General features: G+C 69.2%; 11 protein-coding genes and 1 pseudogene. 5 read left to right on the forward strand and 7 right to left on the reverse strand.

Translation table 11 applies throughout. The features are described from left to right. Positions 1 to 346: pseudogene (locus V8688_RS21880) on the reverse strand (hypothetical protein); the annotation flags it as partial. A 263-nt stretch (positions 347 to 609) separates the two neighbouring features. Between V8688_RS21880 and V8688_RS21885 the strand changes: the two are divergent. After that, positions 610 to 1989: a DUF349 domain-containing protein gene (locus V8688_RS21885; protein ID WP_342801586.1), complete on the forward strand. Its 1380-nt coding sequence runs from the start codon at positions 610 to 612 to the stop codon at positions 1987 to 1989. A gap of 57 nt (positions 1990 to 2046) precedes the next feature. Here the strand turns inward: V8688_RS21885 and V8688_RS21890 are convergent, their stop codons facing one another. Together V8688_RS21890 and miaB are read right to left on the reverse strand one after the other, a co-directional pair. Then, a complete protein-coding gene (locus tag V8688_RS21890) occupies positions 2047 to 2622 on the reverse strand; it encodes a hypothetical protein (protein WP_218716474.1) in 576 nt (191 codons plus the stop codon). Between the two features lie 137 nt (positions 2623 to 2759). Continuing rightward, the gene (gene miaB / locus V8688_RS21895; protein WP_342801592.1) at positions 2760 to 4220 is read right to left on the reverse strand and encodes a tRNA (N6-isopentenyl adenosine(37)-C2)-methylthiotransferase MiaB; all 1461 of its coding nucleotides are present in this window, start codon (positions 4218 to 4220) and stop codon (positions 2760 to 2762) included. 304 nt (positions 4221 to 4524) lie between these two features. Here miaB and V8688_RS21900 point away from each other — a divergent pair, with 304 nt between their 5' ends. From V8688_RS21900 to V8688_RS21915, 4 genes are all read left to right on the forward strand, one after another. Next, positions 4525 to 5253, forward strand: a complete 729-nt coding sequence (locus V8688_RS21900; protein WP_218716479.1) for an amino acid ABC transporter ATP-binding protein — start codon at positions 4525 to 4527, stop codon at positions 5251 to 5253. Positions 5254 to 5284: 31 nt separating this feature from the next. Next, entirely contained in the window at positions 5285 to 6121 is an 837-nt protein-coding gene (locus tag V8688_RS21905; protein WP_218716473.1) for a glutamate ABC transporter substrate-binding protein, read from the forward strand. A 92-nt stretch (positions 6122 to 6213) separates the two neighbouring features. After that, positions 6214 to 6885 (forward strand): amino acid ABC transporter permease, encoded by a 672-nt coding sequence (locus tag V8688_RS21910; protein WP_218716472.1) that lies wholly within the window; start codon positions 6214 to 6216, stop codon positions 6883 to 6885. Further along, positions 6882 to 7775: an amino acid ABC transporter permease gene (locus V8688_RS21915; RefSeq protein WP_218716471.1), complete on the forward strand. Its 894-nt coding sequence runs from the start codon at positions 6882 to 6884 to the stop codon at positions 7773 to 7775. The genes V8688_RS21910 and V8688_RS21915 overlap by 4 nt, the downstream gene beginning before the upstream one ends. A 56-nt stretch (positions 7776 to 7831) precedes the next feature. On the opposite strand, the gene V8688_RS21920 is transcribed toward V8688_RS21915, so the two are convergent. The 4 genes from V8688_RS21920 to V8688_RS21935 all read right to left on the reverse strand — a co-directional run bounded on the left by V8688_RS21920 (position 7832) and on the right by V8688_RS21935 (position 12421). Beyond that, complete coding sequence (locus V8688_RS21920) at positions 7832 to 9598, reverse strand: oleate hydratase (protein WP_342801587.1); 1767 nt, start codon at positions 9596 to 9598, stop codon at positions 7832 to 7834. Positions 9599 to 9635: 37 nt separating this feature from the next. After that, on the reverse strand, positions 9636 to 10496 hold the full coding sequence (locus tag V8688_RS21925; protein ID WP_218716469.1) for a 3-hydroxyacyl-CoA dehydrogenase: 861 nt from the start codon (positions 10494 to 10496) through the stop codon (positions 9636 to 9638). Positions 10497 to 10670: 174 nt separating this feature from the next. Continuing rightward, positions 10671 to 11651 carry a glycine betaine ABC transporter substrate-binding protein gene (locus tag V8688_RS21930; protein ID WP_218716468.1) on the reverse strand — a complete coding sequence of 327 codons (981 nt, stop codon included), beginning with the start codon at positions 11649 to 11651 and terminating at the stop codon, positions 10671 to 10673. Beyond that, positions 11648 to 12421 (reverse strand): ABC transporter permease subunit, encoded by a 774-nt coding sequence (locus tag V8688_RS21935; protein ID WP_342801593.1) that lies wholly within the window; start codon positions 12419 to 12421, stop codon positions 11648 to 11650. Before V8688_RS21935 ends, V8688_RS21930 begins: the two co-directional genes overlap by 4 nt. Between the last annotated feature and the right edge of the window lie 302 nt (positions 12422 to 12723).

Raw genomic sequence — 12723 nt, forward strand, 5'->3', positions numbered from 1 at the left:
CGGGGGCGACCTGCTCGCGCAACCATCCGGCGACCAGGACCGGCAGGGGAAGCTGGGGGTCTGCTGGGGCCGCGTCCGGCCCCGCCGGGCCGAGCCCGACGACGACGTCGGCGCCGAAGCCACGGAACGTCCCTCTGGTCGTGGACGCGAAGTTCTGGTCGCGCGCGCCGACGCCGACGACCGTCCAGCGGTCGGTCGCGGCGGCGAGCGTGGCCGCGGCGTCGAGGGCGGCGGCGCGCAGCACCGCGGTCGGGTCGTCGGGATCACTGCCCGCTGCCACCCGGCGCCCGCACAGTTCGGGCACCAGCATCGGCGGCGACGGGACCAGGGCCGCTATCGAGAACACGCGGTAACCGTAGCCGTACCGCGCGCCGGGGGCCGCACCCGCCGCACCGCGACCGGGCAGCCGTCTGCGAGTGTCCGGCGCGGTGATGCCCGCCGAGATTGCTAGTGTTTTCAGGTGCGACTACCCACGTCGTCCGGGACGAAATCCCAGGAAATCCGGCATCCGATCACTCGGATCGATGGTTTCCTCGGCTCCGACCGGGTTCAATGGGATGTGCTAGGGCGTAACCAGGCAGCCGTGACGCGCGGCAGGGACGGAGAGCAATGACCGACAGCAACGGAACCGCGAAGCCCACCCCCGGTCCGGGCCCGCGACCGTCCGGTACCCCCAAGCCCGGCGGAAAGTCTCCGCGTCCGCCGAAGCCACACGCCGTGAAACCGGCGCCGGGCCCCGATCAACCCCATCCGCACCCGGTCGTCGTGCCGACGGTCACCGACCCCAGCAAGTGGGGCCGGGTCGACGAGGACGGCACCGCGTGGGTCAAGACCGCCGACGGCGAGCGGATCATCGGGTCCTGGCAGGCGGGCGACGCCGCCGAGGGACTCGAGCACTTCGGCCGCCGCTTCGACGACCTGGCCACCGAGGTGGCGCTGCTCGAGGCCAGGCTGGCCGCGGGCGCCGACGCCCGCAAGACCAAGGCGGCCGCACTCGCGATCGCCGAGACACTGCCGACCGCGGCCGTCATCGGCGATATCGACGGCCTGGCCGTGCGTCTGCAGGCGATCACCGAGCACTCCGAAGAGGCCGCCGCGCACGCCAAGGAGGAGAAGGAGCGCGCCCGGCACGAGCACACCGAGCGCAAGGAAGCCCTTGCCGCCGAGGCCGAGCAGATCGCCGCCGAGTCCACCCAGTGGAAGCACGCGGGCGACCGGCTGCGCGAGATCCTCGACGAGTGGAAGTCCATCCGCGGGGTCGACCGCAAGGTCGACGACGCCCTGTGGAAGCGCTATTCCAAGGCCCGCGAGGCGTTCAACCGCAGGCGCGGCGCGCACTTCGCCGAGCTCGACCGCGAGCGCGCCTCGGCGAAGACGCGCAAGGAAGAGCTGTGCGTACGCGCCGAGGAACTGTCGGGCTCGACCGACTGGACCGGCACGGCCGCGGTATTCCGCGACCTGCTCACCGAGTGGAAGGCGGCGGGCCGCGCCCCGCGCGAGGCCGACGAGGCGCTGTGGCGGCGGTTCAAGAGCGCCCAGGACGTGTTCTTCGCCGCGCGCAACGCGGCGGTCTCCGAGCGCGACGCCGAGTTCGAGCACAACGCCACCGCCAAGGAGGAGCTGCTGCGCGACTACGCGCACATCGACCCGGCCACCGGGCTCGACGCCGCCCGCAACGCCCTGCGCGAGCTGCAGGACAAGTGGGACGCCGTCGGCAAGGTGCCGCGCGAGCGCATGCAGGAGCTGGAAGGCAAGCTGCGCGCCATCGAGAAGCGCGTGCGCGACGCCGCCGACCAGCAGTGGCGGCGCACCGATCCGGAGGCGGTGGCGCGCGCCGCGCAGTTCCGCGAGCGGGTCGCCCAGTTCGAGGAGCAGGCCGCCAAGGCCACCGCGGCGGGCAAGAAGCGCGACGCGGAGAAGGCGCTCGAGCAGGCCAAGCAGTGGCGTGAATGGGCCGAGGCCGCCGAAGGCGCGGTCAGCAACCGCTGAGCTCGCGGAACGAGTGAACCCCCGACCGGGTGGTCGGGGGTTCACTCGTTCCGCGGGCTATTCGCCGGTCAGGCGCTTACGGTCGCGTTCCTCGGCCTCGCGCGCGGCGTTGCGGCGCTGCTCCTCGGCGGCGAGCTGCACGGCGGTGCGGCTCCAGACCACGCGAATCCAGTGGAAGGTGAGCACCATGATCGCGATGGTGCCCAGGATCAGGCCGATGCCGGGGCCGGCGCCCTCGTAGTTGCCCAGGCCGGGGGTCTGCCGGTGCCAGATCGACAGCACGCCGAACACGCTGCCGACCGCCGAGCCCGCGCAGGCCAGCCAGGCCAGCACCCAGCGGCGGGTGGTCAGCGCCAGCAGCGAGAAGCCGACACCGAAGACGATGACCAGCCAGACGAAGATCCGCGAGGGCAGGCCGATGTGCTCGACCCCCGCGGCCTCGGTGTTGAGCAGCACGTCGAACCCGCGCGCGGTGCCCGCGGTCGGCAGCACCAGCGAGATCAGCAGCGCGAAGACCGCGCCCGCCACGACCAGCGCCCGCGCGCCGGGATCGATCTCGCCGGCGATGCGGCGTTCCACCGCGTCGAGTTCGCCGCGGAACTGTTCGAATTCCTTGTCGTCCACCCGGTTCACCGCGTTGTCGCTCCTGTTCGCAGGCTGATCGTTGCTGGTCTCGTGTGCGCCGGGCTCTACTGTGCCATCACCGTCCGTGCCGTCGGCACCCGACCCACTACGACCGGTAGTAGGTTCGGGGTCCTCCGGCGTCGAGGTCACGAGCAGCCGGTCGAGCAGCCACTGGTGACCGGCTCGACCGCGGGCGCGCCGATCCGCGGCAGCCCCAGGCCGACGCCGATCGGTTCGGTCTTCGGCGTCACGCCGCGCTCGTGCGCGTCGCCCGCCCTGGTGCGCCGGTGCGCCTTCACCGCGCCGTCGGCGATCAGGTGGTGGGGCGCGGCCTCGGTGATGTCGACGACGACGATGTCGCCCGGGCGGATCCCCGCGTCGGTGCCGGGCCGGAAGTGCACCAGCCTGCCGTCGCGCGCGCGACCGCTCATCCGGGCGGTGGCGGCGTTCTTCTTGCCCGCGCCGTCGGCGACGAGCAGTTCCACCTCGGTGCCGATCAACGCCTGGTTGGCGTCGAGCGAGACCTGCTCCTGCAGGGCGATCAGCCGGTCGAAGCGCTCCTGCACCACCGCCTTGGGCAGCTGGTCGGGCAGTTCGGCGGCCGGGGTTCCCGGCCGCTTGGAGTACTGGAAGGTGTAGGCGCTGGTGAACCGCGCCCGGCGCACCACGTCCAGGGTCTCCTGGAAGTCCTCCTCGGTCTCGCCGGGGAAGCCCACGATGATGTCGGTGGTGATCGAGGCGTGCGGCATCGCCGCGCGCACCTTGTCGATGATGCCCAGGAAGCGCTCCTTGCGGTAGGAGCGACGCATCGCCTTGAGCACCCGGTCCGACCCGGACTGCAGCGGCATGTGCAGCTGCGGGCAGACGGTCGGGGTCTGCGCCATCGCCTCGATGACATCGTCGGTGAACTCGGCCGGATGCGGGGAGGTGAACCGCACCCGCTCGAGGCCTTCGATCTGTCCGGTCGCGCGCAGCAGCTGGGCGAAGGCCCCGCGATCACGCGGCTGTTCCGGGTCCACGAAGTTCACGCCGTAGGAGTTGACGTTCTGGCCGAGCAGCGTCACCTCGAGCACGCCCTGATCGACCAGCGCCTGCACCTCGGCGAGCACGTCACCGGGGCGGCGGTCGACCTCCTTGCCGCGCAGCGCGGGCACGATGCAGAAGGTGCAGGTGTTGTTGCAGCCCACCGAGATCGACACCCAGCCGGCGTAGGCCGATTCCCGCTTGGCGGGCAGCGTCGAGGGGAACGCCTCGAGCGATTCGAGGATCTCGACCTGGGCTTCCTCGTTGTGCCGGGCCCGTTCGAGCAGCACCGGCAGCGAGCCGATGTTGTGTGTGCCGAACACCACGTCGACCCAGGGCGCCTTGCGCACGACGGTCTCGCGGTCCTTCTGCGCCAGGCAGCCGCCGACGGCGATCTGCATGCCGGGCCTGCCCTGCTTCACCGGCGCCAGGTGGCCCAGGGTGCCGTAGAGCTTGTTGTCGGCGTTCTCGCGCACCGCGCAGGTGTTGAACACCACCAGGTCGGGGGTGTCGGTGGGCGCGGCCTTCACATAGCCCGCGTCTTCGAGCAGGCCGGACAAGCGTTCGGAGTCGTGTACGTTCATCTGGCAGCCGAAGGTGCGGACCTCGTAACTGCGCGCCTGCGTCACCGCGCGCTCCGTCGCGTTCTGTCCGTTCGAATCCACCCGTCCAGGGTACGGCCCGCCCCTGATGTGGTCTGCGTCGCGTCCGGGAGTCGCCCGTGGTACCGGCAGGTTACCGGCCGGTGTCGTTTCGGCGTGCCGTGGCGGCGAGTCACGGAAAGCCGGGCAAATCTCCGAAGAACGCCTAAGGTTTCTGACCATGACCGACGACGCCGCACCCGCGACCGGGAAAGCCGACGCCGCCGCCACTGCTGGCGCGCCGCCGATGATCTCGATGCGCAACGTGGACAAACACTTCGGTGAACTCCACGTCCTGCGCCACATCAACCTGGAAGTCCCCCGCGGGCAGGTCGTGATCGTCCTCGGCCCCTCGGGCTCGGGGAAGTCCACCCTGTGCCGCACCATCAACCGGCTCGAACCGATCGACTCCGGCGACATCGCCATCGACGGCGTCGCGCTGCCCGCCGAGGGCAAGGCGCTGGCCGCGCTGCGCGCCGAGGTCGGCATGGTGTTCCAGTCGTTCAATCTGTTCGCGCACAAGACGATTCTCGACAACGTCATGCTCGCGCCGCTGAAGGTGCGCGGCATCAAGAAGGACGAGGCGCGCAAGCACGCGCTGGCCCTGCTCGACCGGGTCGGCATCGCCAACCAGGCCGACAAGTACCCCGCCCAGCTCTCCGGCGGCCAGCAGCAGCGCGTCGCGATCGCCCGCTCGCTGGCGATGGACCCGAAGGTGATGCTCTTCGACGAGCCCACCTCCGCGCTGGACCCGGAGATGGTCAACGAAGTGCTCGAGGTGATGGTCTCGCTCGCCAAGGAGGGCATGACGATGCTCGTCGTGACCCACGAGATGGGCTTCGCCCGCCGGGCCGGCGACCGCGTGCTGTTCATGGCCGACGGCGAGATCGTCGAGGACACCGCGCCGGAGACCTTCTTCACCGCACCCGCCTCGGACCGGGCCAAGGACTTCCTCGGCAAAATTCTCAGTCACTGACCACCACCCATCACCAGGAGAAGGACACTCGATGAGGATCAATCGTGCGATGCGGGTCGGAATCGGCGCCGCGGCACTGGCATTGGCTGCCACGCTCACCGCGGGCTGTGGCGGCGGTGACGAGGGGTCGGTGCTCGACCACGCCAAGGACGGCAAGCTGACCGTCGGCATCAAGTTCGACCAGCCGGGTCTGGGCCTGCGCAACACCGACGGCACCTACAGCGGCTTCGACGTCGAGGTGGCCAAGTACGTGGCCGACAAGCTCGGCGTGAAGCCGGAGAACATCACCTTCAAGGAGTCGCCGTCGGCGCAGCGCGAGACGCTGCTCGAGAACGGTCAGGTCGACTACGTCGTCGCGACCTACTCGATCACCGACAAGCGCAAGGAGAAGGTCGACTTCGCCGGCCCGTACTACATCGCCGGTCAGGACCTGCTGGTGCGCGCCGACAACACCGACATCACCGGCCCGGACTCGCTGGCGGGCAAGAAGGTGTGCTCGGTGAAGGGCTCCACCCCTGCCCAGAACATCAAGGACAAGTTCCCGCAGGCGCAGCTGCAGACCTACGACACCTACTCGCTGTGCATCGAGGCGCTGCGGGGCGGCGCGATGGACGCGGTGACCACCGACAACGTCATCCTCGCCGGTTACGCCGCGCAGTCGCCGGGCTCCTACAAGCTGGTCAACAAGCCCTTCACCACCGAGAAGTACGGCATCGGTATCAAGAAGGGCGAGACCGAGGCGCGCACCAAGATCAACGACGCGATCGAGGCGATGATCGCCGACGGTTCGTGGAAGGCCGCGCTGGAGAAGTCCTTCGCCGGCACCGGTTTCGCGATCCCGCAGCCGCCGACCGTCGACCGCTACTGATCACCGCCGCGGGGGGGGGGGGGGGGGGCCCGGCCCCCCCCCCGCGGTCGAGTCCTGCTGGCCCTTACACATCGATCGGAGGACGCGCGTCCGTGTTCGACCTGATCTCGAGGTACGACTCCGAAATCCTCGACGCCTTCTGGGTGACCATCAAGCTGACGTTCTTCTCCGCGATCGGCGCGCTGCTCCTCGGCACCCTCGTCGCCGCCATGCGCGTGTCCCCCATCCCGGTCGCGCGCTGGGTCGGCTCCGCCTACGTCTCGATCTTCCGCAACACCCCGCTGACGCTGATCATCGTGTTCTGCTCGCTGGGCCTGTACACGACCCTGGGCTGGAAGCTGGCCGGTGATTCGCTCTCGGACAACAACTATCGCTGGGCGATCGTCGGCTTGAGCGTCTACACGGCGGCCTTCGTGTGCGAGTCGCTGCGCTCGGGCATCAACACAGTGCCGCTGGGCCAGTCCGAAGCGGGCCGCTCGCTCGGCTTCGGCTTCGCGCAGAACCTGCGCCTGGTGGTGCTGCCGCAGGCCTTCCGCGCGGTCATCGCCCCGCTGGGCAGTGTGCTGATCGCCCTGACGAAGAACTCGACCATCGCCTCGGTGATCGGTGTCGGCGAGGCCGCCTTCCTGATGAGCGAGATGAACGAGAACGAGGCCGCGCTGCTCGCGATCGGTGCGATCTTCGCCCTCGGCTTCGTCATTCTCACCCTGCCGACCGGCCTGTTCTTCGGCTGGCTGGCCAAGCGATTCGAGGTAGCCCGATGAGCGCAGCTTCGGTCCTCTTCGACGCGCCGGGCCCCCGCGCGCGCCTGCGGCATCACCTCTACTCGGTCCTGGTCGTGCTCGCGCTGGCCGGTTTCGGCTGGCTGCTGTTCGACGCGTTCGACGAGCAGGGTCAGTTCACCGCGGCCAAGTGGAAGCCGTTCCTGGAAGCGGGCGTCTGGGAGACCTATCTGCTGCCCGGTCTGCGGGGCACGTTGACCGCGGCGGTCATCTCGATCGTGTTCGCGCTGATCTTCGGCATGATCTTCGGCATCCTGCGGTTGTCGGATCACAAGTGGATCCGTTGGACCGCGGGCGCGATCGTCGAGCTGGCCAGGGCGATCCCGGTGCTGATCCTGATGATCTTCCTGTTCGCCGTCTTCGGCGAGTACAAGGTCTTCCGCTCCGACGACCTGGCGCTGGCCGCGGTCGTCATCGCGCTGGTGATCTACAACGCCTCGGTCATCGCCGAGATCGTGCGCGCGGGTATCCGGTCGCTGCCCAAGGGCCAGACCGAGGCCGCGGTGGCGCTGGGCCTGCGCAAGACCCAGCTGATGCGCCTGATCCTGCTGCCGCAGGCGGTCACGGCGATGCTGCCCGCCCTGGTGTCGCAGATGGTGGTCGTGCTCAAGGACACCGCGCTGGGCTACCAGATCACCTATGTGGAACTGGTGCGCGCCGGTCAGCAGGAGGGTGCCTCGCAGCAGAACACCATCCCCGCGCTGATCGTCGTGGCGCTGATCATGATCTCGCTGAACCTGGCGCTGACCTTCCTGGCGACGACGCTGGAGAAGCGGCTGCGGTCGCGGCGCAAGCGGGGCGGCGGCGCCGTGCTGGCCGCCGACTCGATCGTCACCGACGCCGCTCCCGGCGTGGACATCACCAAGAACTAGCTCAGCGAACACAGCGCGGGGCCCGGTCCGGACGGATCGGGCCCCGCGTGTGTCCCCTAGTCCTCGCCGACGAGGCCGAACTCGCGCAGCAGCGGCCCGATCTCGGTGTCGTCGAGCTTCTTCAGCAGCCGGTGCCGGACGAAGTCCGGTCCGGGCAGGCTCATCTCCTCGCCGTCCCGCAACCGGCTGGTCGCCGCCAGTAGCGAGCGGATGTCGTAGGTGGAGGCGTACACCTCCGGCACCCCACGGTCGATATCGAGCAGCCGGTAGGCCGCCTCCATGCCGGTGCGCACCGAGTACTCGGTGGTGAAGATGCAGTCGCGGGTGGTCTCGGCGAACTGGCCGATGAAGGCGAAGTTCACCGCGCCGGCGGGCACCACGTCGGGCCGGTCGCCCGCCTGGCGCGGCATGAAGAACGCCGTCACGTACGGCATCATCACCGGCACGCAGGTCGCCGCGTCGGCGGCCATCTCCGGGATCTCCGCCTCGGGCACGCCCAGGTGGTAGAGCCATTCCTGGGTGATCTCCGCCCCGGTGCAGTCCTGCATCGACTTGCGCACGAAATCGCCGGGCTTGTCGGCGAAGAGCGCGTACACCCACACCACGATCTGGTCGGCGGGCTGTTGTTTGAAGTGTGGCTGCCGGTTCACCGTCCAGCTCATCAGCCAGGACGAGTCCCGCACCGTCACGATGCCGCCGGTGACGACCTTGCCGCTGAACGGGTCCCGCTTGCAGATCTTCTGGATGTAGCGCGGAATCCGCTCGTCGAGGGTGGTGACCGTGGCCGATTCCCATTTGGTCTCCGGGATGTGGCCGCCGAAGACGTCGGGATGACCGAACGCGGGGTCCTTGGCCGCGATCCGCCGCCACAGATCCCAGGCCGGGGCCGGGCCCTCGTCGAGTTTCGCGGGCGTGTGCTGATCGCCTTCGTCGGAGTTCTCGGTGAGCGAGCCGATGGTGACGAACAGCAGATCGTTCGCCGTCAGATCGACGCCGCCGTCGACGCCCTCGGACACCCAGTGCAGCCGGGTGGCTTGTTTGCGCGGCCCGGTGATGTCGAAATCGACGTCGGTGACCTCGGTGTCGAAGCGGAACCGCACACCCTGGTCGAGCAGCCACCGATACAGCGGCAGCACCAGCGACTCGTACTGGTTGTACTTGGTGAACTTCAGCGCCGAGAAGTCCGGCAGGCCGCCGATGTGGTGGATGAAGCGGTGCAGGTACAGCTTCATCTCGAGCGCGCTGTGCCATTCCTCGAACGCGAACATCGTGCGCCAGTACAGCCAGAAATTGCTGGCCAGGAAGTCCGCGCCGAACACCTCGTCGATGCGCTTGTTCTCCATCTGCTCGCGGGTGGCGAGGAACACCTTCACGATGTCCTTCTGCGCGCGGTCGGTGAGGGTGAACAGGCCGTCGGTGTGCGCGTCCTGGCCGCGTCGCACGGTGGCGCGCTGGAGCGAGAAGTTCGGGTCGTCCTTGTTGAGCCAGTAGAACTCGTCGAGGACGCTGGCGCCCTCGATCTCCAGGGACGGCACCGAACGGTAGAGATCCCACAGACATTCGAAGTGGTTCTCCATCTCGCGCCCACCGCGGATGACGAAGCCCTTCTTCGGTTCCCTGATGCCGTCGAGCGCACCGCCGGGCAGCTTCAGCCGCTCCAGCACGGTGATCCGGTCGCCGGACATCTGCCCGTCCCTGATCAGGAAGGCCGCGCCCGACAGCGACGCCAGGCCTGCGCCGACGAACCACGCCGACTTGTCGTCCACCCCTTGGGGTTTGCGCGGACGGGCGAACGCTTCGTAGTTGCCACTGCTGTAGTACATCCGACTCCTCTGTCCGTTCCGGCGATGTCGAGCGGGACTACGCGGTGTAGCGGTAGAACCCCTCCCCGGTGGCGGCGCCGAGCTTGCCCTTGTCGATGTAGTTCTCCTTGAGCCAGGCCGCGAGCTTCTTGTGCGCGTCGCTGCCGTTGATCAGGATGTTGTAGGGGGTGGTCAGGCCGACGATGTCGAGGATCTGGAACGGGCCCATCGGGGCGCCGGTGGCGATGCGCCAGGTCTCGTCGACCGCGGCGGGCTCGGCGTACCCGCCCGCCGCCAGCTCGATGCCGGAATTCAGGAACGGCACCAGCAGCGAGTTGAGAACGTAACCGGCCTTCTCCTTGTGCAACTCGATCGGCACCATGCCGATGGCCGTCGCGAACGCGACCACTGCCTGGAACACCGCCGGATCGGTCCGCTCGGTGCCCATGACCTCGGCGGTGTTGAACTTCCAGACGTGATTGGCGAAGTGCAGCGCCAGGAACCGGTCGGCGCGGCCGGTGTAGTCGACGATGTCGCTGGGCAGCAGCGTCGAGGAGTTCGTCGCGAACACGGTGCGTTCGGGCGCCAGCGCCCCGAGCTTGCCGTAGAGGTCGCGCTTGATCTCGAGCACCTCGGGCACCGCCTCGATGATCAGGTCCGCCTCGGCCGCCGCGGCCGCCAGATCGGTGGTCAGCGTGATGCCCGTCGCGGTCGCTGCGGTGTTGCTCGCGTCGGCGCCTTCGACGTCCTGCTGGTACACCTTGGCGAGCTCGTCGAATCGGCCACGCGCCGCGGTGATCGCCTTGTCGTCGATGTCGTAGGCGGTCACGTCGAACCCGTGGAAGGCGGTCTGGAACGCGATCTGGGATCCGAGCACCCCCGTCCCCAGGACGGTCACCTTGCGGAATTCGATCGTCATGCGTCATCCTCCCAGTCGGGAAGCGGACCCCCACGCCGCTCCGCGTTTCGGTTGCCGGTGTCACCACCGTCGTCCATCATGGCCCGGGAAGCTGAGCGTGCGGTGTGAAGGAGTCCCGCGTTTCGGACATCTCGGGCGAAGCCCGGTAACAGTTCGGCAAACCGTCGCGAGGGGTCAGCCGACGGTGACCAGCCCCTCGGCGACCATCCAGTCGCGCGCGACGTCGGCCGGTTCGCGACCGCCGATGTCGACCTGGCGGTTGAGCTCGGTGATCACCGCGTTGGTCAGGCGGGCGGAGATGGGTGCCATGAGCGCGGCGACCTCGGGGTGCGCGTCGGCGAAGGGTCCGTGCATGACGAGCGCGGCGTTGTACTTGGGGAAGAAGCCGCGGTCGTCGTCGAGCAGTACCAGATCCAGCGCCGGGATGCGGCCGTCGGTGGCCGCGACCGAGCCGAACCGGCACTGCTCGGCGTCGGCGGTCGCCTGATAGACCAGCGCGTCCTGGACGATCTGTTTCTGCACCGCACCGACATCGATGCCGTACTTGCGGGCCATCCCCGGGTAACCGTCCTGGCGGACGTTGAACTCGGTGCCCACGCAGGTGGCGGCCGCGGCCGGGTCCTTCGCGATCAGCGCAGCGTAGTCCGACAGCGTGCGCACGCCGGTCTCCTCGGCGGTGCGCCTGCTCGCGACCAGGGCGTAGGTGTTGTTCATCGGCGCCATCGCGGCCCACACCATGTCGTGCTCGGCGCGATCGGCGTCCCGGACGAGTTCGAACTGGCGCACCTCGTCCGGTTCGGGCGTCTCGTTGCCCAGGTAGTTGATCCAGCCGGTGCCGGTGTAGTCGTAGGCGATGTCGACCTGACCGTGCAACTGGGCGTCGCGCAGGCTGTTGGAGCCCTGGATATTGGTCAGGTCACGCACATTCGCGCCCGCCGCCGTGAGCGCGAATTCGATCAGATAGCCGAGGATATTGGCCTCGGTGAAGTCCTTGGAACCCACGGTGACCGCGACGCCGTCGAGGGCGGGCACGGCCACGATGCTGCCCGGTCCCACCGGCAGCGGCACCGAACCGCCCGACTGCAGACCGCAACTCGCGATCAGCAGCACACCGGCCACGGGCGCGAGCCCACGCAACCATCGGGTGATCCTCACCGCAACCCCCTCGGTCCGAGGAACTGCTCGGCCAGCGCGCCCAGCCAGTCGACCAACAGGGCCAGGGCGACGGCCAGCACCGCGCCCACGGTCAACGTGACGGTGTCGCGCAGCTTGTACCCGGTATCGATGAGGATGCCGAGGCCGCCCGCGCTCACCAGGAACGACAGCGTCGCGGTGCCGACGGCCAGCACCAGCGAGGTGCGCAGGCCGGCCAGGATGTAGGGCACCGCGAGCGGGAACTCGATGCGCCGCAGCACCTGCACCGACGACATCCCCTGCCCGCGACCGGCGTCGACGAGCGTCGGATCCACCTCCTGGTAACCCAGGATCGTGTTGCGCAGCACCGGCAGCAGCGAACAGAACGCGATCGGCGCGACCCCCACCCAGAATCCGGTGGTCCGGGTGACCAGGTAGCACAGCACGATCAGGCCGATGGCGGGCGCCGAGGCACCGATATTGGCGATGCCGACGAAGATCGGTGCGAGCCCGCGGAATCCGGGCCGGGTCAGCAGCGTGCCCAGCGGCACCGCTACCGCGACGACGATGATCACCACCGCCGCGGTGATCAGGATGTGCTGCCAGGTGACCTCGGCGATATTGCCGACGCTGATGCTCGCCTGCTGGGTGAGCGTGAGATCGCGCCGGAACGCCCACACCAGCACCCCGACGGTGAGGATCAGCACGATCACGGGCTGGACCAGCAACCGCAGGAACTCGGCGCGCCGCTGCGCGCCCGGTACGGCGACGGCGGCCGCCCCGTCCGTCATCGAACGCGGCGGGGCGGGAACAGGATTCGTCATTCGAACCTCCGAGGCCGCGGTGTGGGGCCTGCGGCGGCGCCGTGGACGGCGAACACCCGGTCGAACACCGGCCGGTCGGCGAACGAACCGTCGGCACGACGCGCCGTCCGCAGCACGACGGGCACGGCCGACGGCCGGGCAAGCCCGTCGCCGACCGGAAGCCGTCGGTGTCCGCGGTGATCGGTCCTCCCGCCGGGCCGGTCACCGACCTGTCGAGTGCGAGTGCTGTCGACCGGCCGAGCAGCGCACCGGAGCGCGACCTGCGCCGC

The sequence above is a fragment of the Nocardia sp. No.11 genome (assembly GCF_038752175.1).
GTDB lineage: Bacteria > Actinomycetota > Actinomycetes > Mycobacteriales > Mycobacteriaceae > Nocardia > Nocardia canadensis.

Excerpts from the sequence above, each read along its gene's own strand:
- V8688_RS21885 (WP_342801586.1), top strand. The coding sequence starts at position 610 with ATGACCGACAGCAACGGAACCGCGAAGCCCACCCCCGGTCCGGGCCCG.
- miaB (WP_342801592.1), bottom strand. The coding sequence starts at position 4,220 with ATGAACGTACACGACTCCGAACGCTTGTCCGGCCTGCTCGAAGACGCG.
- V8688_RS21900 (WP_218716479.1), top strand. The coding sequence starts at position 4,525 with ATGATCTCGATGCGCAACGTGGACAAACACTTCGGTGAACTCCACGTC.
- V8688_RS21905 (WP_218716473.1), top strand. The coding sequence starts at position 5,285 with ATGAGGATCAATCGTGCGATGCGGGTCGGAATCGGCGCCGCGGCACTG.
- V8688_RS21915 (WP_218716471.1), top strand. The coding sequence starts at position 6,882 with ATGAGCGCAGCTTCGGTCCTCTTCGACGCGCCGGGCCCCCGCGCGCGC.
- V8688_RS21920 (WP_342801587.1), bottom strand. The coding sequence starts at position 9,598 with ATGTACTACAGCAGTGGCAACTACGAAGCGTTCGCCCGTCCGCGCAAA.
- V8688_RS21925 (WP_218716469.1), bottom strand. The coding sequence starts at position 10,496 with ATGACGATCGAATTCCGCAAGGTGACCGTCCTGGGGACGGGGGTGCTC.
- V8688_RS21935 (WP_342801593.1), bottom strand. The coding sequence starts at position 12,421 with ATGACGGACGGGGCGGCCGCCGTCGCCGTACCGGGCGCGCAGCGGCGC.